This is a genomic window from Anaerococcus obesiensis ph10 (assembly GCF_000311745.1).
Classification (GTDB): domain Bacteria; phylum Bacillota; class Clostridia; order Tissierellales; family Peptoniphilaceae; genus Anaerococcus; species Anaerococcus vaginalis.
Genome location: NZ_HE978533.1, coordinates 77609 through 103028, shown reverse-complemented (window position 1 = coordinate 103028; position 25420 = coordinate 77609). Strand labels below are relative to the sequence as shown.

At 30.0% G+C, this 25420-nt stretch carries 27 protein-coding genes; 23 read left to right on the top strand and 4 right to left on the bottom strand.

Going from position 1 to position 25420, the window contains the following annotated elements; translation table 11 throughout:
• Positions 1–28 precede the first annotated feature (28 nt).
• The 17 genes from HGAG_RS09745 to HGAG_RS09670 all read left to right on the top strand — a co-directional run bounded on the left by HGAG_RS09745 (position 29) and on the right by HGAG_RS09670 (position 14767).
• Complete coding sequence (locus HGAG_RS09745) at positions 29–970, top strand: diacylglycerol/lipid kinase family protein (RefSeq protein ID WP_019118968.1); 942 nt, start codon at positions 29–31, stop codon at positions 968–970.
• 81 nt (positions 971–1051) lie between these two features.
• The gene (locus HGAG_RS09740; RefSeq protein WP_019118967.1) at positions 1052–1531 is read left to right on the top strand and encodes a CarD family transcriptional regulator; all 480 of its coding nucleotides are present in this window, start codon (positions 1052–1054) and stop codon (positions 1529–1531) included.
• A gap of 17 nt (positions 1532–1548) precedes the next feature.
• Positions 1549–2649, top strand: coding sequence for a PIN/TRAM domain-containing protein (locus HGAG_RS09735; RefSeq protein WP_019118966.1), 1101 nt, complete (start codon positions 1549–1551; stop codon positions 2647–2649).
• Position 2650: 1 nt separating this feature from the next.
• Entirely contained in the window at positions 2651–3340 is a 690-nt protein-coding gene (gene ispD / locus HGAG_RS09730; protein WP_019118965.1) for a 2-C-methyl-D-erythritol 4-phosphate cytidylyltransferase, read from the top strand.
• Position 3341: 1 nt separating this feature from the next.
• Entirely contained in the window at positions 3342–3818 is a 477-nt protein-coding gene (gene ispF / locus HGAG_RS09725; RefSeq protein WP_019118964.1) for a 2-C-methyl-D-erythritol 2,4-cyclodiphosphate synthase, read from the top strand.
• 57 nt (positions 3819–3875) lie between these two features.
• Positions 3876–5045, top strand: coding sequence for a methionine adenosyltransferase (metK, locus tag HGAG_RS09720; protein ID WP_019118963.1), 1170 nt, complete (start codon positions 3876–3878; stop codon positions 5043–5045).
• Positions 5046–5053: 8 nt separating this feature from the next.
• Positions 5054–6103: a rod shape-determining protein gene (mreB, locus tag HGAG_RS09715; RefSeq protein WP_019118962.1), complete on the top strand. Its 1050-nt coding sequence runs from the start codon at positions 5054–5056 to the stop codon at positions 6101–6103.
• Entirely contained in the window at positions 6103–6792 is a 690-nt protein-coding gene (gene gpmA / locus HGAG_RS09710) for a 2,3-diphosphoglycerate-dependent phosphoglycerate mutase (RefSeq protein WP_019118961.1), read from the top strand. The genes mreB and gpmA overlap by 1 nt, the downstream gene beginning before the upstream one ends.
• Positions 6793–6866: 74 nt before the next feature.
• A complete protein-coding gene (locus tag HGAG_RS11005; RefSeq protein ID WP_019118960.1) occupies positions 6867–7538 on the top strand; it encodes a DegV family protein in 672 nt (223 codons plus the stop codon).
• Positions 7539–8210: 672 nt separating this feature from the next.
• The gene (locus HGAG_RS09700; RefSeq protein WP_019118958.1) at positions 8211–9197 is read left to right on the top strand and encodes a 2-keto-3-deoxygluconate permease; all 987 of its coding nucleotides are present in this window, start codon (positions 8211–8213) and stop codon (positions 9195–9197) included.
• A gap of 15 nt (positions 9198–9212) precedes the next feature.
• Entirely contained in the window at positions 9213–9506 is a 294-nt protein-coding gene (locus tag HGAG_RS09695) for a UxaA family hydrolase (RefSeq protein WP_019118957.1), read from the top strand.
• 13 nt (positions 9507–9519) lie between these two features.
• Positions 9520–10692: a UxaA family hydrolase gene (locus HGAG_RS09690; RefSeq protein ID WP_019118956.1), complete on the top strand. Its 1173-nt coding sequence runs from the start codon at positions 9520–9522 to the stop codon at positions 10690–10692.
• Positions 10693–10738: 46 nt separating this feature from the next.
• Entirely contained in the window at positions 10739–11326 is a 588-nt protein-coding gene (locus HGAG_RS11000) for a dihydrodipicolinate synthase family protein (RefSeq protein ID WP_208853653.1), read from the top strand.
• Complete coding sequence (locus tag HGAG_RS12335; RefSeq protein WP_208853652.1) at positions 11314–11637, top strand: dihydrodipicolinate synthase family protein; 324 nt, start codon at positions 11314–11316, stop codon at positions 11635–11637. The genes HGAG_RS11000 and HGAG_RS12335 overlap by 13 nt, the downstream gene beginning before the upstream one ends.
• Before the next feature lie 35 nt (positions 11638–11672).
• Complete coding sequence (locus HGAG_RS09680) at positions 11673–12461, top strand: IclR family transcriptional regulator (protein ID WP_019118955.1); 789 nt, start codon at positions 11673–11675, stop codon at positions 12459–12461.
• The gene (locus tag HGAG_RS09675) at positions 12461–13315 is read left to right on the top strand and encodes a fumarylacetoacetate hydrolase family protein (RefSeq protein WP_019118954.1); all 855 of its coding nucleotides are present in this window, start codon (positions 12461–12463) and stop codon (positions 13313–13315) included. Before HGAG_RS09680 ends, HGAG_RS09675 begins: the two co-directional genes overlap by 1 nt.
• 87 nt (positions 13316–13402) lie before the next feature.
• Positions 13403–14767, top strand: coding sequence for a DUF438 domain-containing protein (locus tag HGAG_RS09670; RefSeq protein WP_019118953.1), 1365 nt, complete (start codon positions 13403–13405; stop codon positions 14765–14767).
• 46 nt (positions 14768–14813) lie between these two features.
• Here HGAG_RS09670 and HGAG_RS09665 read toward each other — a convergent pair whose 3' ends face one another.
• The gene (locus HGAG_RS09665) at positions 14814–15383 is read right to left on the bottom strand and encodes a helix-turn-helix domain-containing protein (protein WP_019118952.1); all 570 of its coding nucleotides are present in this window, start codon (positions 15381–15383) and stop codon (positions 14814–14816) included.
• Between the two features lie 134 nt (positions 15384–15517).
• On the opposite strand from HGAG_RS09665, the gene dsdA reads away from it, so the two are divergent.
• Genes dsdA through HGAG_RS09650 form a run of 3 tightly spaced genes read left to right on the top strand, consistent with a single transcriptional unit; the run spans position 15518 to position 19321 of the window.
• Complete coding sequence (gene dsdA / locus HGAG_RS09660) at positions 15518–16837, top strand: D-serine ammonia-lyase (RefSeq protein WP_019118951.1); 1320 nt, start codon at positions 15518–15520, stop codon at positions 16835–16837.
• A gap of 12 nt (positions 16838–16849) precedes the next feature.
• Positions 16850–18199, top strand: a complete 1350-nt coding sequence (locus tag HGAG_RS09655) for a GntP family permease (protein ID WP_019118950.1) — start codon at positions 16850–16852, stop codon at positions 18197–18199.
• A gap of 12 nt (positions 18200–18211) precedes the next feature.
• Positions 18212–19321, top strand: coding sequence for an alanine racemase (locus HGAG_RS09650; RefSeq protein WP_019118949.1), 1110 nt, complete (start codon positions 18212–18214; stop codon positions 19319–19321).
• Between the two features lie 41 nt (positions 19322–19362).
• Here the strand turns inward: HGAG_RS09650 and HGAG_RS09645 are convergent, their stop codons facing one another.
• Genes HGAG_RS09645 through panD form a run of 3 tightly spaced genes read right to left on the bottom strand, consistent with a single transcriptional unit; the run spans position 19363 to position 21599 of the window.
• Positions 19363–20319, bottom strand: a complete 957-nt coding sequence (locus HGAG_RS09645) for a bile acid:sodium symporter family protein (RefSeq protein ID WP_019118948.1) — start codon at positions 20317–20319, stop codon at positions 19363–19365.
• A 2-nt stretch (positions 20320–20321) separates the two neighbouring features.
• Positions 20322–21161 (bottom strand): pantoate--beta-alanine ligase, encoded by an 840-nt coding sequence (gene panC / locus HGAG_RS09640; protein ID WP_019118947.1) that lies wholly within the window; start codon positions 21159–21161, stop codon positions 20322–20324.
• 54 nt (positions 21162–21215) lie between these two features.
• Positions 21216–21599: an aspartate 1-decarboxylase gene (gene panD / locus HGAG_RS09635; RefSeq protein ID WP_019118946.1), complete on the bottom strand. Its 384-nt coding sequence runs from the start codon at positions 21597–21599 to the stop codon at positions 21216–21218.
• Between the two features lie 412 nt (positions 21600–22011).
• Between panD and HGAG_RS09630 the strand changes: the two genes are divergently transcribed.
• From HGAG_RS09630 to HGAG_RS09620, 3 genes are read left to right on the top strand one after another with little or no spacing between them, the layout of a single operon-like run.
• On the top strand, positions 22012–22698 hold the full coding sequence (locus HGAG_RS09630) for a CRISPR-associated endoribonuclease Cas6 (protein ID WP_019118945.1): 687 nt from the start codon (positions 22012–22014) through the stop codon (positions 22696–22698).
• Between the two features lie 11 nt (positions 22699–22709).
• Positions 22710–24479 carry a hypothetical protein gene (locus HGAG_RS09625; RefSeq protein ID WP_019118944.1) on the top strand — a complete coding sequence of 590 codons (1770 nt, stop codon included), beginning with the start codon at positions 22710–22712 and terminating at the stop codon, positions 24477–24479.
• Positions 24466–25419: a type I CRISPR-associated protein Cas7 gene (locus tag HGAG_RS09620; protein WP_019118943.1), complete on the top strand. Its 954-nt coding sequence runs from the start codon at positions 24466–24468 to the stop codon at positions 25417–25419. Before HGAG_RS09625 ends, HGAG_RS09620 begins: the two co-directional genes overlap by 14 nt.
• Position 25420 lies beyond the last annotated feature (1 nt).

The window sequence follows — 25420 nt, the reverse complement described above, 5'->3', positions numbered from 1 at the left end:
TATATTATTTACAAATTTGAGGGATAAAATGAAAAAGTTATTATATATATATAATCCGATGAGCGGGCAAAGAACTATAGGAAATTATTTAAGCTCAATTGTTGAATATTTTAGCAAAAATTCTTATTTTCCGACGGTTTATGCAACGCAAAGAGCGGATGATGCGAGAGAAAAAGTAAAAGAATTTGCCAAAGAATATGATGAGATTTTGGTAAGCGGTGGTGACGGAACCTTGGATGAAGTTGTTTCTGGTGTTTTAAAAGCTGATGCAAATTCTATAATCGGATACATTCCAACAGGTTCAACAAATGATTTTTCAAGGTCATTAAAAATTCCTTCTGACATAAAAAAATCTAGCAAATATGCTATAAAAGGCGAAGTTATGGATGTGGATGTAGGGCAATTTAATTCTAAATTTTTTACCTACGTTGCAGCCTTTGGTTCAATTGCCCAAGTTTCTTACGAAACTGACCAATCAATGAAAAATATTTTTGGACGATTTGCTTATATTTTGGAGGGAGTAAAAACTGTTTCAAATTTAAAATCTTATAAGGCAAAAATAAAAATTGATGAAGAAATTTTTGAAGGAGAATTTATTCATTTTATGGCAACAAATTCTGTTTCGGTTGGAGGCTTTAATAATTTTTACAATAAAAATATTGGTCTTGATGATGGAATTTTTGAAGCTGTTTTAATTAAAAAACCAAAAGGATTAATAGAACTAAATCAAATTATCGATGGGCTTAGGAGCAAAAAAGAAAATGATAATGTGATTTTTAGGTCTGGTTCTGTTTTTAAAGTTGAAAGCGAAGAAAAAATTGATTGGACTTTGGACGGCGATTTTGGAGGCTCTTATAAAAAAAGTGAAGTAAAAGTTTTAAACAGAGCTGTAAAAATGAGAACGGGCTTTTCAAAAGATAGTAAGGAGTTGATTTCGAATAGGAAAAAAAGTATTGACAAAAGAATATAGTGGTAGTATACTGTAAAATTATTTGATTTTACTATTTTGGCAAAAAAGGTTATAATAAAAGAGAGAACCTAGGAGGTCAAAATGTTTAAAATCGGTGATAAAATAGTTTATCCTATGCATGGAGCTGGGATAATTGATTCTGTAGAAACCAAAGAGTTTTTAGGCGAGGAAAAAGAATATTTTATACTCAAAATGCCTATAGGTAACATGGATATATCAATTCCAAAAGCGAATATCAACAAAATGAATATTAGAGATGTTATATCCAAAAAAGAAGGAGAAGAAATACTTGCAATTCTTGAACAAGATCCTAAAGATTTAAATTCTAATTGGAATCTAAGATATAGAGAAAATCAAGAAATTTTAAAAACTGGAGATATTTTCAAAATTGCAAATATGGTAAGAGACCTTGTTGCCTTAGACGATGATAAGGGACTTTCAACAACGGAAAAAAAGCTTTTAAATAGGGCAAGAAGAATTATGGCTAGCGAATTAGTCATGTCAGGCTCTCTCGAAAGAGATGAGGCAGAAAAAATGATTGATGAATCAATCGGATTATAAAAAATTAGGAGAAGATAATGTTAAATAGAATATTTCGAATTATGTTTTCTGTAATTGGAGCTATTCTAGGCATATCTGTATTAAAATTGGTACTATCTGTTGTGGATTTTACAATAGGTAGTTCTGTTTTTTTCATTGCAGTAAATGTTTTAGTGGCTTTATTATTTGCAGGCATATTTTATTTTCTATCAGGTTTTATTTACAAAATGATGGAAGATGTATTTATGAAGTTAGAAAAATACTTAGAAGATTTACCGCCACTTAGTGTGGCAGTTGGAATAAGCGGGGTAATTGTAGGTTTAATTTTAGCCTTTCTTGCAACCAAACCATTAAGCTCTTTGTCTTTACCAGTAGTTGGTAATTCAATTTTTGTGCTATTATCTATTATTATTTATTTGGGCTTTGGACTTTTGGGTTGGAGAATTGCATCAAAATATCCTGACAAGTATCCTCAAACATTCCAAAAAGTAAAAAATGTAAAAATATCAAATAGAAGAGAAAATAAAAAAGAAATTTCAAAGGATACATCCTTAAAATTAATTGACACATCAGTTTTAATTGATGGAAGAATTTTGGATATTATAAAGATTAATTTCATTGAAGGAAAATTAATAATTCCAGAATTTGTCCTAGAAGAACTTCAACACATAGCCGATAGTCCCGACGATTTAAAAAGAGAAAGAGGTAGACGTGGGCTTGATGTTGTAAAAGAAATCAAAAAAAATAAAGACATAAATCTTGAAATCACTTCAAAAGATTATCCAGATATAAAAGAAGTAGATTCAAAGCTTTTGAAATTTGCCCAAGATACAGGAGCAAAAATTTTTACAAATGACTACAATTTAAATAAGGTTGCAGATGTTCAAGGAATTACAGTTTTAAATATAAATGATTTGGCAAATGCAATGAAAACCAAGGTTTTGCCTGGAGAGATAATGGAAATTGAAGTTATCAAAGAAGGAAAATCTAGAAATCAAGGAGTAGGTTATCTTGAAGATGGAACAATGGTTGTAGTTGAAGATGGAAAAGATTTAATTGGAAAGAAAATAAATACAACAGTAACCAGTGTTTTACAAACATCGGCTGGAAAAATGATATTTGTAAGAGCAAAGGAATAATATGATAGACGGCAAAAAAATTTCAGCGGTAATTACAGCAGCAGGTAATGGATTAAGGATGAAATCTGACAAGGCAAAACCATACATAGAAATTATGGGCAGAAAAATTCTAGAAATTAGCCTTGATACCATTGTAAAACTTGACCAAATTGACCAAATAATTGTAGTAATTAGAAAAGATGATGAAAATTATTTGAAGGATATTTTAAAAAAATATGACAAGAAAATTTCCTATGTTTTTGGGAAAGAAACAAGAGAACTTTCAACTTATGAAGGCTTAAAAGCTGTAGATAAAAATTCAAAATTGGTCTTAACCCATGATGGGGTAAGACCTTTTGCAAGTAAAGAATTATTTGAAAAAGTGCTAGAAAATTTAAAATACTATAAGGCTGTAATAAGTGCGGTAAAATCAAAAGATACGGTAAAAATTGTAGATGAAAATTCTTTGGTAAAAACTACACCACTTAGAAAAGAAGTTTACAATGTTCAAACTCCTCAAGCCTTTGATAAGGAAATGATTTTGGATTTTTACGAAAAATATACACAAAGTAATTTTACAATAACAGATGATAGCCAGCTTTTTGAAATATATAGTGATGAAAAAATAAAAGTAGTTGAAGGCGAATATTCAAATATAAAAATGACTACACCAGAAGATTTGATATTTGCCAAGGCGTTTTTAGAGGATTAGTATGAGAATCGGAATAGGATATGACGTTCACAAATTAGTTGAAAATAGAAAATTAATTTTGGGTGGAGTTGAGTTTCAATATGAAAAAGGACTTTTGGGCCACTCAGATGCAGATGTTTTGGTTCATGCCATAATGGATGCGATTTTGGGAGCCTTAAATCTTCCAGATATTGGAAATTTATTTCCAGACACTGATGATGAATTTAAAGATATTTACTCAATAAAACTTCTTGATAGGGTTGTAAAATTAATGGAAGAAAAATCTTACAAAATTGGAAATTTAGATACAGTTATAATTTGTGAAATGCCAAAAATTTCTCCGAAAAGAGAAGAGATTCAAAAAAAATTGGCAAAACATTTAAAAACTGATATAGAAAATGTATCAATCAAGGCATCAACCTCAGAAAAATTATCTTTTACAGGACGTGGAGAAGGAATTGAGGCAAGAGCTGTAGTTTTGTTAGAAAAAATTGATTAAAATATAACAATTCAAAATAATTTAAGGTATAATTATCCTTAAAAGAAAGGACTTAATATGAAAAAATTAATTACTTCAGAATCAGTAACAGAAGGACATCCAGATAAAGTCTGCGACCAAATTTCTGATGCGATTTTAGATGAATGTTTAAAGCAAGATAAAAATTCGAGAGTAGCTTGTGAATGTGTAACAACAACAGGTCTTGTCTTGGTTGTTGGAGAAATTTCGACAAATGCTTATGCGCCAATAGAAAATATAGCAAGAGATACAATCAAAGAAATAGGATATGATGATCCAAAATTAGGATTTGATTATCAAAACGTAGCAGTTCTTACATCACTTATAGAACAATCTCCTGACATTGCTCAAGGCGTAAATGATTCAATGGATTTTAAATCTACAAATGACAAATACGACAAAATTGGAGCGGGCGATCAAGGAATGGTTTTTGGTTATGCAGATGATGAAACAGAAGAATATCTTCCATTGTCAGTTGTTTATGCACAAAAACTTTCTAAAAGACTTGCTCAAGTTAGAAAAGAAGGAATTCTTGATTATTTAAGACCTGATGGCAAAAGCCAAGTTACAGTAGAATATGATGATGACATATTAAAAAGAGTAGATTCTATAGTAATTTCAACTCAACATTCAGAAGAAGTAAGCCTTGAACAAATCAAAAAAGATGTAATAGAAAAAGTAATCAAAGAAGTTATTGATCCAAAATACATCGACGATGCTACAAAATTCTATATAAATCCAACAGGAAAATTTGTAATTGGTGGACCAAAAGGAGATTCTGGACTTACAGGAAGAAAAATAATCGTTGACGCTTACGGTGGATATTCAAAATCTGGTGGCGGAGCATTTTCTGGAAAAGATGCAACAAAAGTTGACAGATCAGCAGCTTATATGGCAAGATATGCAGCAAAAAATATGGTTGCAGCAGGTCTTTGCAAAAAATGTGAAATTGGTGTTGCTTATGCAATTGGAGTTGCAAAACCTCTATCAATTTATGTAGATAGTTTTGGAACTGGAAAATATGAAGATGAAAAACTTACAGAAATTGTAAAAGAAGTTTTTGATTTTAGACCTCAAGCAATAATTGATAAATTAGATTTACAAAGACCAATTTTCAAAAAAACCGCAGCTTACGGACACTTTGGAAGAAATGATGAAGATTTTACTTGGGAAAAATTAGACCAAGTTGATAAATTAAAAAATAAATAGGAGAGGCCATGTCAAGGTTAAGAAAAAGTGTGGCAATAGATTTGGGAACAGCCTCAGTCCTTGTTTACGTTGAAGATAAGGGGATTTGCTTAGAAGAACCTTCAGTTATAGCAAAAGATACACTCACAGGAAAAATTCTTTCAGTTGGAAAGGATGCAAAAAAAATTTTGGGAAGAACTCCTGGAAATGTAATTGCATTAAAGCCTTTAAAAGACGGAGTAATTGCAGATTTTAATGCAACAGAAGAAATGCTTAAATATTTTTTGAAAAAATCCTTGAATAAATCTTTATTTAAACCTGATTTATTGATTTGTGTTCCAAGCAAGGCAACTCAGATTGAAAAAAGAGCAGTTCTTCAAGCAGCAGAAAACGCAGGAGCTCATAGAGTTTATTTGATAGATGAACCTCTCGCAGCAGCGATTGGTGCAGATATAGATATAACAGATGAAAAAGGGAATATGGTTATAGATATTGGAGGAGGAACTTCAGACATTGCAGTAGTTTCTATGGGACAAATCGTAACAAGCGATTCTATAGAAATTTCTGGAGATACTTTCGACAATGATATAAAAGATCATATAAGAAACAGATATAGGATGCTTATTGGCGAATCAAGTGCAGAAATGATAAAAATAAAAGCTCAAGAAGCAGACTATACAGATTCAATCGAAGTTGTAGGACGACTTATAGAAGATGGACTTCCATCAAGAATCTATCTTCCAGTTGGAGAAATTTATTCTTGCTTACTCCCATCAATTGATAAAATAATAAATGGAGTAAAAAATGTATTAGAGCAAACACCTCCAGAATTAGCTGCAGATTTGTATGAAAGAGGTATATTTTTAACAGGTGGCGGAGCATTAACCTTGGGACTTGCAAAAAGAATCAATGAAAGACTTCAAATTGATGTAAAAATTGCCCAAGATCCAAGAGAATGTGTAATAAAAGGAACAGCAAACGCCCTAACATGGATTGACAATATTGATGAAGAAAAGAATGAGTCAATGAAAGCCAAGCAAAAACAGCTTGAAAAAAAGGAAAAAATGAGGAGAAGATAATGACAAAAAAATTAGTTTTCGTAAGACATGGACAAAGCGAATGGAATCTTGCCAATAAATTTACAGGTTGGGTAGATGTAAATTTATCAGACAAGGGAGTAGAAGAAGCAAAAGATGCTGGAAGAAAAATAAAAGATGCTGGAATAAAATTTGATATAGCTTATACATCAATTTTAAAAAGAGCAATCAAAACTTGTAACTTTGCCCTTGAATACTCTGACCAATTGTATGTGCCAGTTGTAAAATCTTGGAGATTAAACGAACGTCACTATGGAGCATTACAAGGATTAAACAAAAAAGAAACAGCAGAAAAATATGGAGATGAACAAGTTCATATTTGGAGAAGATCATACGATACACTTCCACCAGCTTTAACAGACGAAGAAGCAAATGCACAAGCAAGCGAAGATAGATTTAAAGAATATCCAAAAGATATAATTCCAGTTGCAGAAAATTTAAAAGTAACACTAGAAAGATGTCTTCCATTCTATATAGACAATATAGCAAAAGATTTAATCGATGGAAAAACAGTTTTAGTAGCAGCACACGGAAATTCTTTAAGAGCTATGGCAAAACATTTAGAAAAAATTTCAGATGATGACATAATGGATTTAGAAATCCCAACAGGACAACCATTAGTTTACGAATTAGATGACCAATTAAACGTAGTAAAAAAATATTACTTATAAAAAAAGACATAAGGCCTCAAAACTTTTTGTTTTGAGGCTATTTTTTTGAGAAAAAATAATTAGAAGAGGATAAAATGGAGAAAATAAAAATAATAGTAGATTCAGGAAACTCGATTAACCTGGAAGAAGCAAAAAAATATAACATAGGCATAGTCCCATTCAAAATACATTTTGGAGATACAAGCTACACGGACCAAATAGATTTAGAAAGCGAAGAATTTTTTGAAAAATTAAAAAACACAGAAGAAAAAGTTAGCACATCAATACCAGGAGTAGGAGAATTTGTGGAAATTCTAGAAAAATATATAGAAGAAGGCTACAATAAAATCCTATGTTTTTCAATATCATCCCATCTTTCAGGAATGAATAATATGATGAATTTAGCAAAAGATCATATAGAAAATAAAAATGTAACAATCGATATAATAGATACAAAAATAGCATCACTACCCCTATATTTTATAGCAACAAAAGCAGCAAAATCAGCTATAAAAGGAAAAAAATACGAAGAAATTTATAAAAGAGCAATAAAAGATGTAGAAAAAGCAAATATATACGTAAGAGCAGAAAGTCTTGACTACCTTGTAAAAGGAGGTAGATTACCAAAATCAATAGGAAAAGTTGCAAATCTTATAAATTTCACACCGATTTTTACAATGAAAGACGGAGAAATAAAAATAGCAAAAAAAGTTATAGGAAGAAAAAAATCATTCCAAGAAATAGCAAAAATCATAAAGAAAAAATAAAAGATAAAAAAGAATACGGTCTAGCAATAGGCGGCGGAGCAAGCTTTGAAGAAATAAAAATAATAAAAGAATTGCTAAAAGAAGAAATAAAAAATGCAAAAATATATAAAGAAATGACAGTACCCCCAGTATTCGGAGTCCATTTAGGACCAAAATCAATACTTGTAAGTGTTGTAGATTATGAATAGTAAAAAGTAAAACAAGCGAAGACATCGCTTGTTTTTTTAGTTGAATAAACAAAATTTGATAAATTTAAATTTGAAATTTAAATAAAAAAAATTAATAAGACAAAATAATACAGAAAAAATGAATTAAAATCCTTGACATCGATTTTAAAGTGAGTTATATTATAAGCATAAGACGTATATACATATAAAAACGCAAATACGAACAAATTTAAAAAGGCCAATTTAAATTTAAGATGGAGGGAGATACTGAGCATAATTGCATAAAATATTATGAATTGCCAAAAATTTATAATATTAGAAAGTTAGAAAGGTAGCAGTACTTATATATGAAATTAAAAAATATTTGAATTACTAAAAAATGTAAAAAAGATTTCTATATAAGTAAACAAGGAGCAATATTTATTGAACAGAAAATTTGAAAAATTTTACTAAGTAATAAAATGCTTGTCTTTATGTAAAATTAATATAACAATAGGAGATAATTATGATTTTAAAATTTTTAAAGAAAGTTCCGGCGGGAATGATGATAGTGCCAATGTTTCTATCTGCTCTTATAAATACATTTTTCCCAGATATGTTACAAATAGGGTCATTTACTACGGCTGTTTTTACTAGTGCAGGAACAGCAGCTGTTCTAGGTGTTCAATTAGTTTGTATGGGAGCCCAATTAAGGGTTAAAGAATTAGCGGAAGTAGTAAGAAGAGGTGGAGTGTTACTTTTATCTAAATATGCTATTGGAGCTATCATAGGAATAATTGTAGGAAAAGCTTTTGGTATGGTAGGTATATTTGGACTTACAACTCTTGCAATAATAAGTGCAATAACAAATTCAAATGGTTCAATGTATTTGGCATTAAATGTTGAGTATGGAGATGAAGTTGATCAAACAGCAATGAGTTTGTTAGCAATTAATGATGGACCATTTTTAACATTGGTTACCTTAGGAGCTAGTGGATTAGCACAAATTCCTATAACATCTTTAATAGCGGTAATAGTTCCTATAATTTTTGGAATGATAATTGGAAATATAGATAAGAAAATGAGTGAATTTTTAGAACCAGGTATAGGATTACTTTTACCATTTGTTGGTATTACTTTGGGTGCTGGTATTGATGTAAAAGGAATAGTTGCTGGAGGAGCTCCTGGAATATTATTGGGAATAATTACAGTATGCATAAGTGGACCATTCGTCGTTTTGTGTGATAGAATTTTCAATAAAAGACCTGGCTATGCAGGTTGGGCTGTTTCATCAACTGCAGGAAATGCGATTGCTGTACCTGCAGTAGTAGCATCAATTGATGCAAGTTGGGCACCATATGTTACAGCAGCAACAACTCAAGTTGCGGCATCTACAGTTATGACAGCTATATTAATACCTATAATAACAGCTTGGTGGGCAAAAAAATACGGATGTCCTAAATATCCACGACAAGGACAAGACTTTAGCAAAAAAGATTGGAAAGCAAAATAAGATTAGGAGAATGATATGATAAATTCTGTAATTATAAATGATAGAGATAATGTAATCGTAGCGATAGAACCTATAAAAAAAGATGAAGTTGTTGAGTATAAAGATTTGGATGGAGAAATAAAAAGTTTAAAGGCTTTAGATGATATTAAAATTTATCATAAAATAGCAATTAAAAATATAGAAATTGAACAACCTGTAATAAAATATGGAGAACATATAGGATTTGCTATAAAAGAAATAAAAATTGGCGAACACGTTCATGATCATAATACTGAAGGTCGTCGTGAAGATCTTGAGGCTATAGAATAAAAGGAGAAATAAAATGACAAAAACTTTTTGGGGATATAAAAGAAGCGATGGAAGAGTTGGAATTAGAAATCATATTTTAGTTTTACCATGTTCAGTATGTGCATCTGATACAACTAGAATAATTGCAAGTCAAGTCAAAGAAGCAGTTACTTTTAATATGCAATTGGGTTGTTCTCAATTAGGTAAAGATTTTGAGTATACCCTTGATACATTGGCAGGATTTGCTGCAAATCCTAATATTTATGCTACCGTTTTAGTTTCTTTGGGTTGTGAGAATGCTCAATTAAATTTGGTTAAAAAAGAAATTGAAAAAAGAACGAATAAACCAATGGAATCTGTAATAATCCAAGAAGAAGGTGGAACATTAAAAGCGATAGAAAAGGCTACAAGATATGCAAAAGAATTTGCAGCAGAAGCTTCTATGCTAAGAAGAGAAGAAGTTCCAATTTCTGAACTTATTATGGGAACAGAATGTGGTGGATCAGATCCAACAAGTGGTTTGGCATCAAATGTTTTAATTGGAAATTTATCAGACAAAATGGTTGAAAATGGCGGTACAACTGTTTTAAGTGAAACAACAGAATTTATTGGAGCTGAGCATATTTTGGCAAGAAGAGCTAAAAATGATGAAGTTAAAAAAAGAATTTATGATATAGTTCATAGATTTGAAGACCACATAATAAAAAATACAGGAGAAGAAGTAAGAGAAGGAAATCCATCTCCTGGAAATAAAGAGGGTGGATTGACAACTTTAGAGGAAAAATCACTAGGATGTATCCATAAAGGTGGTACTACAACCGTTAATGGTGTTTATGATTATTCAAAACAATTAGAAACAAAAGAAGGCCTAGTAATAATGGATACTCCAGGAAATGATCCATCATCTGTAGCTGGAATGATTGCAGGAGGATGCCAAATAGTTGTATTTTCTACAGGTAGAGGGACACCTACAGGAAATCCTATAGCTCCAGTCGTAAAAATAACTGGAAATAGAGAAACTGCAAAGACTATGTCAGATAACTTGGATTGGGATGCAAGTCCAACTATATACGGAGAAAAAACAATGGAAGAATTGGCGGATGAATATTTTGATGAAATGATTGATTTCTGTAATGGTAAATTGACTAAAGCAGAAACTTTGGGATATACTGAACTTGCTATTCAAAGGGGAGCTAATTTCGTTTAAAAAAATAAAAATTTTAGAAGATTAGAATATATTTTAGGAGGTTTTTATGTGTGAAATAATAGTGCCAGTTGTTACGGTTTTTGACGAAAATGAGAAGCCTAATTTTGAGGAGAATAAAAAAGTTATTGATTTTCTTGTTGATGGTGGAGTTGATGGTATTCTTGTCCTTGGTAGTACTGGGGAATTTACCGTACTTGATTATGAAGATAAGTTGCAATTTGCAAAAGATTATTATGATTATACAAATGGTAGAGTGGATTTGTATTTAGGCAGTAATTGTCCATCATTTGAGGATACCGTTAAGCTTAGTAATGAGGCTATAAAAATCGGCTATAAAGGAGTTATGGTTATTGGGCCATATTATTTTGGAACTGATGATGAGAAAATGTTCATTTATTATAATGAATTGGCTAAAAAAGTTGATGGAGATATTTATATTTATAATTTCCCAGCAAGAAGTGGATATTCAATTTCTGGAGAAGCTTATGCTAAATTAGTAAATGAAAATAATAATATTGTTGGTTTGAAAGATTCTGTTATGGATCCTCTACATACAAATAGGCTTTTAAGAAGTACAGAAGGTAAAAAACCAAAGTTTATTCAGGTTTTGATGATCAATTTTTGTACAATTTAACTACAGGCGGAGCTGGTTGTATTGGTGCATTAGCTAATCTAGTTCCTGATCTATGGGCTGATTTAATTAAAGCTACAAAAGATAAAAATTTTGATAAAGTTTATGAATTATCAACTTTAATTCACAAATTGATGCCTTTATATGACCTTGATAGTAATTTTTCACATTTATTTAAAAGATTGATGGGAGTAAGAGGAGTTGATATTTCATCAAAATCAATTTTTCCTTATAATCAATTATCAGAAGATATTTATGAAAAAGGTAGAAAAATTTTGGAAGATGTAGTTAAAGAATACGAACAAATAAAATAGTTGTGTTATAATAGACCATGAGAGGTGAAGTCATCATGGTTGAAAAATTACACAATCCCACATTAAGAGTTGTAAGAATTCTTGAGTTAGTAAATAATTACGAGAATGGAATCTCATTAATAGATATATCAAAAAAACTAGCTATACCAAAAAGCACATTAAGTCCAATTTTAAAAACCTTGGAAAAAACTAATTTTCTAGAAAAAAATGATAAAGGATGCTATGTAGCATCCTTTAAACTTTTTCAATTAGGTTTATCATATTCTGGACAACTTGATTGCCTATCTACAATTATAAAACAAATGGAAATAGTTGTTGATAGGATAGGAGAAATTGTACAATTTGGTGTTTTGGATGAATACATGGTTTTTTATTTAGGAAAAGTTAATGCTAGTGATAATATAGAAATTGTAAGTTCAGTAGGCAAAAAAATACCAGCTATCTATACCGCTTTGGGCAAAGCTTTGTTGTCAGGTTTTAGCGATCAAGAAATAATTGAAAAATACAAAAATTATGATTTTGTAAAATATACGGAAAATTCTATAGGCAATGTAGATGAGTTACTAAAAGACATACATAAAGTAAGACGGCTTGGATATGCAGTTGAAAATCAAGAATTCACAATGAATACATCTTGCGTAGCTGTTCCAATTAGAGAAAGTGGAAAAATAAAGGCGGCTATGTCAGCTACTTATCCTATGTTTAGAAAGACAGAAAAAACGGAAAAAGAAATAGCGAAAGTTCTTTTGGAACAAAAAGAAATTTTAGAAGATATAATAAAAATACAAAATTTGAATTTAGATTTTGCAGATAGGGGACTATAGTGAAAGTTTTTTATGTAGAAATAGAAAATCATAAAAAAATTTTAATTGAGGAAAAAGAAAAAGTATATTTACTAGAAAGTTTAGGATATAAATTTAAAGACATAAATGATCTTATAATATCTGGAATTGATTTATTAAAACTTGATTTATCAAAGGCAAAAGAGGTCAAAAAAACCTATAAAATTTTAAGTCCAATAGAATATCCAAAGCAAGATATAATTTGTGTGGGCATGAATTATACAGACCACAAAGACGAGGTAGAGCTTGTTTCCAAAAAAGATTTTACAAAAGACGTTGATACAATTTATTTTTCTAAGAGAGCAAATAAAATTCTTGGAAATGAAGAAAATATTCCTTTAAATGAAAAAATAACGTCATGTCTTGATTACGAAATAGAATTAGGAGTGATAATTGGTAAAGATTGTAAAAATATAAAAGCAGATGAGGCGATAAATTATATATTTGGCTTTACTATTTTTAACGATCTTTCAGCAAGAGATCTTCAAACCAAGTATAAACAATGGTATTATGGGAAAAGTTTTGATGGGTCATCAGTAATGGGACCTTGCATACTTATTAATGATGGAAATTTTGATTATGACAATTTGAAGCTAAGCACAAAAATTAATGGAGAAATTAGACAAGAAAATTCCACAAAAAATATGATTTTATCTGTTGATAGAATGATTGAAAATTTGTCGGAAGCTATGACCTTAAAAAAAGGCACTATCATAGCAACAGGTACTCCATCTGGAGTTGGAATGGCCTTTGATCCTCCTAGATTTTTGAAAAAGTATGATGAAATTGAAATGAAAATTGAGAAAATTGGTGTTTTAAAAAATATAGTAGGATAATAGATTAAAAAGCAAGATAAATCTTGCTTTTTTTATTTAAATAATAGACATTATCAATTGAAGAGTATAATAATATTGGAGGATATTATGGCTAAAAAAATTGATATTAATAAGGCGATTTATGATTTAGTTAATCGTGATGATAAATTGAAAGAAGATCTTATAGGTCTTGGTTTTAAAAATCTTTCCAATCCTCTTATGCTTAAAACTATGGGCAAAAAAATGTCTATTAGACGCGGGGCAAAGATGGTTGGAATTGACAATGTTGACAAAAAGTTAGAAGATTTGGGGTATGAAATTATAAACTCTTATGATGATTTTGAAGTTAAAAATAGAAGAAATCTGATTAAATCTTATGTAAAAAGATTGTCAGAGGGTGAGGATCTTGAAAGTGTTAGAAAGGATTTTGTAAAAAATTTCGAAAATGTTTCATCTTCTGAAATTATGGATGCTGAGGAAGCTCTTCTTGAAGGGGGAGTTGATAGGGCTGATGTTCAAAGGCTTTGTGATGTACATTCCTCACTTTTTCATGGGAAAACGGAAAGTGAAGGAGGAAAGGATTTGAAATTAATTAATATTTCTGGTCATCCTCTTAGGTTTTTCTTTTTGGAAAATGAAAAAATTAAAGAACTTATCGATTTAGGAGAAAACAGTCAAGATTTGGAAAAAATTAAAGATATTTCTAATAAAATCACTTCACATTATAGGAAAAAGGGGGATTTGATTTATCCTTTGTTAAAGGAAAATTACAATAAGCCAGGCCCATCTGAAATTATGTGGGGAGTTGATATTGAAATTTCTAAAAATTTCAAAAAAGCTTTCAAAAAATCTGATTTTGATGATGTCAAAAAAGTATTTGAAAGAGCAAGGGAGATGACTTATAAGGAAGAAAATATCTTGTATCCTTTGATGGAAGATGTGATTTCAAATGAAGATTTTTTAGGTCTTTATGAGGATTTGAAAGATTATCCTGATGATATAATCAAAAAAGAAATTTGGGATGATGGAGAAAATACAAATAATGAGAAAGATTCTATGGATGGATATATTAATTTTTCTAAGGGAAAGATGAAAGTTGACGAGCTTGAGGCTCTTCTTGATACTTTAGAAATTGAGATAACTTTTGTAGATAAAAATGATATAAATGCTTATTATAATAATATAAAGAGTGAAAAAATTTTTAAAAGGGCTAAGACATCTTTGGGAAGAGAAGTTTATTCATGTCACCCACCCCAAGTTGAGCCAATTGTAAGAAAGCTTATCGGTGAATTTAAAAAAGGTAGCAAGGATAAATTTCAAATCATAAAAAACATAAAGGGCAATGACCACGCTGTGACCTACTATGCAGTTAGGGATAAGAACGGAAATTATTTAGGAGTTTTGGAAACTGTCCAAGATCTTTCTTTCTACAAATCTTATCTTGATATTTGGGATAAGGCTAAGAAGAAATAAAAAAAAGACTTTTAATCTATTAATTAGATTAAAGGTCTTTTTTAATTTAAAAAATTGGTGGGCTTATGGCGAATATTATTGCGCAGTCTTCTTTTCCTGGGTTTTTCCATCTGTGTTTTGTTCCGCTTGGGATTCTTACTGAATCTCCGTTTTGAAGTAGGTATGTGCCTGTTTCTAACATCAATTCTATTTTTCCAAGCGAACAAACTGCAACTTCTTCTCCTTTATGTATATTAAAATCATCTGAATTATATTGAAAACCTGAAAGTTTCATTTCACAAAGTTGCACATCGCCTTTCATATCCGGACTTAAAAGATCGTAGCTTAGTTGGTATTCGTCTGAATTTGCTCTGCCACTTGTAATTCTTATTCTATTTTCTTTTTTTACAATCATAGCAGCTTCTTTGTTTTCTTCTTCAAATAAAGTAAACATTGGAACGTCTAAATTTTTTGAAATTAATTTTAGTGTATTTAAAGAAGGATTTGCCTTCCCACTTTCGATTTGGCTAAGCATAGATGGAGATACGTCAATCTCTTTTGCTAGTTCTTTGAGTGATAATTTTTTTATACTTCTAAATTTTTTTATATTTGATCCTAGCTTATCTATTTTAATCACCCTTTCTATATTTTTGTTTGCTTTATTATTATACCATTGATTTTATTTTTTATAAAAGCTTGACAATGTTTTCTTCTGTGATAGAATTAAATTAAATTAAATAAAGTTTAATATAATTTAATTAGGAGGTAAAAATGGACATCACGAAATTTGTTGAAAGAGAACCGGTATTAAAAGAAGTGGCAGAAAAAAAGGAAACAGTTTGGATTAATAAAAAGAAAAAAACTGGCGAAGAAGTTTGGAAAAATTTTCCTTTTGATGAAAACGATATAAAAGATGCTGAGGACAGATTAAAAAGATTTGCTCCTTTGTTGATGGAATATTTTGACGATACGAAAGCTACAAATGGAATTATTGAATCTCCTCTTAAAAAAATTCCTAATATGGAAAAAGTTTTAAAGGGAAAAACTTCTTTGGAAGGAAACTTATATTTGAAAATGGATTCTCACTTGGCTGTAGCTGGATCTATTAAGGCAAGAGGCGGAATTTATGAAGTTTTATACCATGCTGAAAAACTTGCAATGGAAGCTGGAATGCTAAAAGAAGATGATGATTATAGAATTTTAGCTAGTGATAAGTTTAGGGAATTTTTCTCAAAACATACAATCCAAGTTGGATCTACTGGAAATCTTGGTTTATCTATTGGAATTAGTTCAGCAACTTTAGGTTTTAAAGTTATTGTTCACATGTCAAATGATGCTAAACAATGGAAAAAAGACTTGTTAAGATCAAAGGGAGCTGAAGTTGTAGAATATGATGGAGATTTTACAAAGGCAGTTGAGCTTGGTAGAAAAAAATCTGACGAAGATCCAAATTCTTATTTTGTTGATGATGAAAATTCTTCTACCCTATTTTTGGGCTATGCAGTTGCTGCAAATAGAATTAAAAAACAAATAGAAGATCAAGGAATAAAAGTTGACAAAGACCATCCAGCATTTTTCTATCTTCCATGTGGAGTTGGTGGATCACCAGGCGGAGTTTCTTTTGGACTTAAAAAAGTTTTTGGAGATTCTTGCCACATTTTCTACATTGAACCAACTCATGCCCCATCTATGTTGATTGGAATGGCTACAGGATTAAATGGAGATATTTGCGTACAAGATTTTGGAATTGATGGAAAAACAGAAGCAGACGGACTTGCTGTTGGAAGACCATCCGGTTTTGTTGGAAAGGTAATGGAGCCTATAATTTCTGGAATTTTTACAATGAACGATAACAAATTATTTGATTATATGAGAGATTTAAATAATAGCGAAGATATAAAAATTGAACCATCAGCTTGTTCTGCCTTTGAAGGACCTATCAAATTATTTGAGTATGAGGAAAGTAGAAAATATTTGGAAGAAAATAATTTGCTTGATATTAAAGAAAATATAAATCATTTTGCTTGGGCAACAGGTGGAAAACTAGTTCCAGATGAAATAATGGAAAAATATTTAAAAACTTATTTATAATTGGAGGATAAAATGAACACATCAACCTTAACAGTCGTAGCTTTATTTTTATCATTATTTATATTGATATTTGCTACAGTAAAATTAAAATTGCATCCATTTTTTGCTCTATTAGCAGCAGGATTTTCTTTTGGAATAATTTCTGGAATGCCACTTTCTGATATGCTAACAGCTTTCCAAGAAAACATGGGATCAACCATAGCAGGAATTGGAATTGTTATTGCCATTGGGACAGTTACAGGATATTTGCTTGAAAAAAGTGGGGCTGTAGAAACTATGGCTCAAACAATTTTAAAAATAACAGGAGAAAAACACGCTGCCTTGGGTCTTGCTATAACAGGATATTTTGTATCAATTCCAGTATTTTGCGATGCAGCAGTGGTTCTTCTTGCACCAATCGCAAAAAGAATTAGTAAAGATACAAAAATTTCTATGACATCAATAGCAGTTTCGTTAACAATGGGACTTCATGCAACACATATGTTTGTTCCACCAACACCAGGTCCACTTGCAGTTGCAGGAATTGTTGGGGCAGATTTAGGATACGTAATAGCTTTTGGCGCATTAGTATCAATACCAGTTATGTTAGTTGCACATTTTTATGGAGAATTTATAGGAAAAAAATACTATGTTCAACCAAAACATGAAATGGAAATTGAAAAAGACCAACAATTACCATCAGTATTTATGTCATTTGCACCAATAGTTTTGCCAATTGTCTTGATGCTAGTAAAAACTTTTGCGGACATGATGACAAAAGATGAACAAAGTGCAAATACTTTATTAAATATAATAAGCTTTATTGGAGAACCAATGATTGCTTTGTTAATAGGAATGATCATAGCACTAATTTCTTATAAAAATTTAAATAGAGATGATAAAGAAATTCATACATTTGATGGCGGATTTGGAGAAGCTTTAAAAACAGCTGGACAAATAGTTTTGATAGTAGGAGCAGGTGGAGCTTTTGGAGGAATATTAAGAGCATCACAATTACAAGATATTTTAATAAACTTTTTCTCAGGAATAGATATAGGAATACTCGCGCCATTTATAATTGGAGCAATATTTAGAACAGCAATCGGATCAGGAACAGTTGCTATGGTTACAGCAGCAAGTATGCTTGCACCACTTTTAGGAGTTTTAGGAATTTCAAGTCCAATGGGACTAGTTATTGCGATGCTCGCTTGTGCATCTGGTGGTTCTATGATTTTCCACGCAAACGATGATTTCTTCTGGGTAGCAACTTCAACATTAGAAATCGATACAGGTCTTGGATATAAATCATTCTCAATAGCATCAGTTCTTCAAGCTCTAACAGGTTTGGCAGTAGTTTTTGTTTTAAAATTAATACTTCTTTAATAAGGAGAAAAAATGAAATTAAATGAATTAAAAACACCATCAATAATTTTAAATCTTGATGCTTTAGAAAATAATATAAAAAAATTTCACAATTTGGCTATAGAAAATAATAAAGAAATCTGGCCAATGATTAAAACACACAAATCAAGCGAAATTTTAAAAATGCAAAAAGAAAATAAGGCGACAGGCGTTTTGTGTGGAACATTGGATGAGTGTGAAAAATCAATGGATGCTGGATTTGAAAATATCATGTATGCCTATCCAGTTTCAGATGAACTTGCAATAGAAAGAATAATAAATTTATCCAAAAAAACCAATTTTATAGTAAGAATTGATAATCTAGAAACAGGAAAACTAATAAACGAAAAAGCTTGTAAAGAAAAGGTAAAAATCAATTACACCATTATTGTAAATTGTGGATTAAATAGATTTGGGATAGAAAAAGAAAATATTCTAGAGTTTGCCGAAAAAATGAAAGATTTTGAAAATTTAAATTTTGTAGGAATATCATCCCATCCGGGCCATGTTTATTCAGCTTCTCTTCCAGAAGAAGTGGACAAATTTGTACAAGATGAAATAGAAACTTTGGCTTATGCAAAAAAAGTTTTGGAAGATGAAGGATATGAAATAAAATATGTGACTTCAGGATCAACCCCAACATATCTAAAGGCTGTAAAAGATGATACGATAAATGTATTTCATCCAGGAAATTATGTATTTTTGGATGCGATTCAAATGTCTTTGGGTATCGCAAAAGAAAAAGACTGTGCCCTAAGAGTTTTGGCATCAGTCACATCAAACCCAAGAGAAAATACCTTTATGATAGATGCAGGAGCAAAATGTTTGGGACTTGATAAGGGAGCACACGGAAATGATTCGATAAAGGGCCATGGAGTTATAGTTGGACATGAAAATTCTTTAATAGAATCCCTATCAGAAGAAGTAGGAAAAGTTCAAGATGATAAAAAGGGATTAAAAGTTGGACAAAGAATCCAAATAATTCCAAACCACTCATGCTCAACAGCAAACCTAACAAATTATTTTTACGGTTACAGAAATGATGATCTTGAAAAAATAATAGAAGTTGATATAAGAGGAAACTCCCAAAAGCAAGAAATATAAAATAAAAAGATGAGGATTAATTTCCTCATCTTTTTTTATAATTATCTTTCCCTAGCAAAGGCAAGATCTTTTTCGTCTTTTCTTCTGATTGATGCGAAAATTGAACCTGAAATATTGTGCCAGATTGAAAAAATTGCTCCTGGAAGGGTTGCTAGTGGGTTTAGGGCAAAATTTGCTGTTGCAAGTTGGATTGCAAGGCCTGAATTTTGCATTCCAACTTCGATTGAAAGGGCTGTTTGCTTGTCGTAATCCATTTTGAAAATTTTTGCAACGCCAAGTCCTAATAAAAGTCCTAGGGCATTGTGAATCATTACTATTAATAAAACGATTAGTCCAGATTTTGCAATTTTTTCTGCATTTGCTCCGATTATTCCTGAAATTATTAAAATAATTGCAAGGGATGATATTAATGGGAAAATTGATTTTGATTTTTCCATTTTTTCGGGGCTTAAATTTTTTGCAAAAATTCCCATCAAAACTGGTATTAAAACGACTGTAACAACTGATTTAAACATGGCTAAAATTGAAACTTCAACCCATCTTCCTGCCAAAAGATAAACCAAAAATGGTGTAACTATTGGGGCAAGAAGGGTTGATAAAATTGTCATAGAAACTGACATTGAAACATTTCCGCCAGCTATGTGAGTTATTACATTTGACGCGGTTCCTCCAGGACAAGATCCTACAAGAATTATTCCCAAGGCAATATCCTTGTTTACGTCAAATCCTACCGCTAAAATCCATGCAAGCAAGGGCATAATTGTAAATTGTGCCAAGGCTCCTATAAAAATATCCCTAGGATTTTTTAAAATTTTCTTAAAAGAATCTGAATCTATGGATGTTCCCATTCCAAACATGGCAAGGGCAAGAAAAATTGTTGTGTAATTTGTCATCCAAGAAAAATAATCTGGGATAAAATAGGCTACAACAGAAAATATTACAATAATTAAACCGATATTTTGAGTTATTTTATCTGAAATTTTTGAAAATTTTTCCATCTTTATACCTCATAAATAAAATTATCGATCAATCTAGTTTTTCCAATATATACTGCAATGGCTACCAAGGTATCTTTATTGAAATTGTCCACGTCTTTTATTGTTTCAAGGTCAACTGCTTGGATGTAGTCGATTTTTGCAAGTTTTTCTGATGAAATTATTTCTTTCATTTTTTCCAAAACTTCACCTACACTTGCTCCATTCTTTGCTATTTTTTCCCCCTCAAAAATTGCTTTTGAAAGGCAAAGAGCAGCTTTTCTTTCGTCAGTTGAAAGATAAGTGTTTCTTGAAGACATGGCAAGTCCGTCGTCTTCTCTTACAATTGGGCAAGCAACAATTTCAACTGGAATATTTAAATCAAAAACTAATTTTTTGATGATTGAAAGTTGTTGGGCGTCTTTTTGTCCAAAATACGCCCTATTAGGGCCAACAATATTAAATAATTTTGTACAAACAGTACAAACGCCCCTAAAATGTCCAGCTCTTCTTGCGCCACACAAATTATCAGAGAGACCTTCAATATCAACAAAGGCTTTTTTGTCGTGATACATTTCTGAAGGTTCAGGATTAAAAATAAAATCAGCTCCCAAGTCTTCGCACAATTTGCTATCAGCGTTTATATCCCTTGGATAAGCCTCCAAATCCTCATTTGGTCCAAATTGGATTGGATTTACAAAATCAGAAACAACTACGATGTCATTTTCTGAAACTGCTTTTTTAATTAGGCTTGCATGTCCCTTGTGCAAAAATCCCATTGTAGGAACAAGGCCAATTGATTTTCCCTCTTTTTTAAAATCCTTTAAAACATCTCTCAATTCATCAATTTTTTTGATAACTTTCATTTTCTTCTCCTCTAAAAATATTTAGAGATAGCCTATTACACCACTAAAATTTATTTACACTAAAGTTCCATGTTTTTCGTAAGATGAAATTTTTTTGATTTTATTTTTATCATCAACAAAAACAACCTTCGGACTATAATTTTCTAAATCTTTTTCATTATAAGAGGCATAAGCCATTATAATAACCAAATCATTAGGCGAAAAATGTCTTGCCGCAGCACCATTTAAACAAATAACACCGCTATCTTTCTCGCCAGCAATCGTATAAGTTTCAATTCGATTTCCATTGTTAATATTAACTACTTGCACTTTCTGATACTCTCTAATTCCAGCTGCATTGAGCAAAGCCTCATCAACAGTAATAGAACCAACATAGTCAAGTTCAGCCTGAGTCACAGTAGCCCTATGAATTTTTCCTTTTAACATTTCAATTTCCATAAAATCTCCTTAAAAAAAGCAAGGTAAAAGCAGTTTATATTTAATAAACAGACAAAAACCTTGCGCAAGTAACAAAATATTTTGAGTCTCACTAAATATATAAGCTCATTTTTAAAAATTTAAATATAATGGTGTAAAAGAGTATAGTTTTAAAACTTAAATACTATCTCTAGGGGTATTATAAATCATTAATATAAAATTAACAATGTGTGGGGGAGAAATTTTTTAAAAATTTTATAATGATTTATTAAATTTATCGTGGGTAAAAAACTATTAGAGTTGATTATTAATTAGATGAATTTTAAATAGTAAGAAAATTGATAAGAGTTTAATTATTAACGTGAGATGTAAAATTTTTAATTATTATTTTATTAATCAGCTTAAAAATATATTTGCAATAAAGAAGGTGAAAATGAAAGTTTACGAACTAAAAATTAGAACATTTTTATTAGAAGATATTGATTCATCAGATTCTTTGGAATTCATTTCAAAATCAATAATTTCTTATTTGTCAGAAAATGAAAAATTTTTAAATATGCATAATGCAAAAAATTATAAATCCTATTGCCACGATAATCTATATCCAATAAAAAAGTTCTACAAAAAAAATATGGTTTATCAGTATAGAATTAGGTCAGTTAATGAAGAATTTGTAAATTATATTTTAAATGGGTTTTCTGATTACAAGGATAAGGTTTTCAAAAACTTGACTGTGGATGTTAGGATAATTCCAAAATCACCGATTTCAAAATTATTTACCTTAAATCCTATAATAATAAAAAATGATTTTGGATATTGGAAAGATAATTTTACTTTAGAAGAATTTGAAAAGAGAATTACAGACAATTTAATTAAAAAATACAAATTTTTCATTGATGAAAATGTAGAAGAGGGGAAATTTTATACAAGTCTTAAGTTTTTAAATGAAGGGCCAATCGCTTTTAAATTTAAAAACATAAAACTTTTGGGAGATAAGCTTGAACTTGAAATAAATATGGATAAAAGAAGTCAAGACCTAGCTTATTTTGCACTTGCTGTAACTTTTAGCGAAAATGCAGCTTATGGGGCAGGATTTTTGGGCTACAAATATTTAATTTAGGAGGTGATTATGTGCTAGAAGAATGTTTGGAGATTTTTAAAAAAAATTTGGATGAAGATCCTGATATGGTTTTGAGAGGATATATTCCCAAAGACGGTAAATATTATCTTGTTACTATGAAAGAAAAAGGTCCTTGGGAAGTAAGTCCAAGTTTTAAGATTAAATATAACAAAAAAGAAAAGAAAATTGAAAATCAACCATTGAACTATTCTTTTATTAAAAAGTTGGATTTTTATTCTAACATTATAAATACTCAAAAACCAATAGATTCAAAAAAGTCAATCCATAGTTCTAATTATTATAGTTTTTTCTTCAAGGAAAATTCTTATGAAGATAAGATTAATAAAGATGCAATAGAAAGATATTTTTCAATTTTAAAAAATCCACTCAAAAAATATAAGGATAAAAATGCAAAAAATCTTTATTTGGAGAATGAAGAAAAACTGGGTGGCGTCAATGTAGATGAGGCTGAAAAAATCGAAAAGTGGCTTATTGAAAATATTGATAATAAAAATATCTTTGATATTGATACAAGCTCAAAAGATTATTTCAAAATATTTTTTGTCTATGAAGATGAAGAAAAAACAAAAAAAGCTTACCAAAGAGAGCAAGATAGGTATTTACTTACCAATTTATTTAATAAGAATAAATATAATATAGAAGTTAATGGAAAAACTTTTGGTGTTTCTGATGATAATTTAGGAATAGATGGTAAAAAGCCTTATTTGGAAAATTTATCTAGAAAAGTAAAACAACCATATCTAATAAGTATGGATACGGCAAAGCTACAAAATTTATTTTTTTCTTACCTTTCTTCATCTGTAAAAAGAGGAAATAACAAAATATATTTTAATACAGTAAATAAAGAAATAGGTTTTGAAAAAAATAAGAATTTTATAGGATTTGAATTGTTCTTGTATCCTGAAAAAAAAGAGGCAGCTATTTTGGATTATAATATTTATTCAAATGATTTTGATGATATAGAAATTCAAATTAACCAATATATTGAAGAGTATTTGCCAGAAAATGCTAAGGCAGATGATTTTTCTAAAAGAGAAGAGAAATACGGTCTTGTTACTGAAAAAAATATACTTTTAAATAAAATAGATGCAGTTTTTTTCTATAATTATTACCAAAGAAATAAGTATAATTTGGATAATTTAAATATAAAAGAATTAAATTTCAAAATTATAATTTTAAACTATGGAAAAAGTCTGGAAGTTGCAATAATAAATAATAAGAATAAAGAAGTTGTAAGGATCTTAGATAAGCTTTTGAAAGATTCTATTAAATATTCTCTTACAAATGATTATAAGACCAAGGCTATTACTCAATTTAATTATTATTTATCTTTAAAAGAATATTTTAAAAAAAAGGAGGAAAATTACATGGATTTTCAAGAAAAGATGAAAAGAAAATTAGAATCAGCAGGAGATATTTCTCTTGAAGGTGATGAAGAAATTTTGTTTGCCCTAGGACAAGTTTTGAGAAAATTGCTCAATCATTCAAAGATTAGCGATAAAAATTTAACCTTTATTAGAAATTTCTTGGATGAACAAAAAACTTCTAAGATAATTGAAAATTTAAAACATTTGCTTGTAACTTATGCCCACAATATTAGCACTAAAGATGTAAGATTTAACAGGGCAGTAAGCCAAATTCTTGTTTATGAATTTGAAAAGGAAAAGGCTGATGATAAGTGGATAATGGCAGGATTTTTAGAAGAATCATATCTTTATGGAAAAAAACTAAGTGAAGGAGAAGAAAATGACAGAGCTTAATAAGAGAGTTTATGGAATTATTGGTATAGGATCAAAGATGGCAAATTGGAATGCAGATTTTTCTGGATTTCCAAAATCTTTGTCTTCTGGTGAAATTTTTGGATCAGATAAGGCTTTAAAATATACAATGAAGAAAAAATGGTCTGAACAAGGCGAGAAGGTGATTTATATAAAAAGTTACATAATAGATAATAAAGGAAATCTAATACCTAGAACTTTAAAAGAAAGGTATGAACAAGTTTTTGATACAGAAATAAAGTCTGGTGAATCAGAAAAAATTTTGACTAACTTGTTTTCTGCAACAGATGTAAAAAATTTTGGAGCTACTTTTGCAGAAAAAGGAAATAATATTTCTATAACTGGAGCTGTGCAAATTTCCCAAGGGATGAACAAATATGAAGATAGCAGGGCTCTAGATCAACAAATTTTATCTCCTTTTAGAGACCCTAATGCAAAAGAAAAAAGTAAATCAGGAGAAGATGCTCAAAATTCTACTTTAGGAAATAAAATTGTATCAGATGAGGCTCATTATTTTTATTCTTTTGTAATAAATCCAAAAGCTTATGATGATTACAAAAAATTAGGAGTTACAGAAGGCTATAGCGAAAAAGATTATGAAAAATTCAAATTAGCAGCAATTGATTCTGCAACTTCATACGCAACGAATGCAAAAGAAGGAGCGAACAATGAATTTTCTATGTTTGTTGAAACAAAATTAGATACTTATCTTCCAAGTCTTGCAAATTACATTGAATTTGAAAAAAATTTTGAAGAAAACTTAAAAGATAAGATAATTTTCACAGGAAAATCTATTATAGAAGAAAGAAATGATATAGAAAAAATTCAAATTTATTACGATAATGAAAAAATTGACTTGGTTGATTTTCCAGACAATATAGAAATTTATAATATATACACAAGAGAAAAAATCGAGGCTTAAT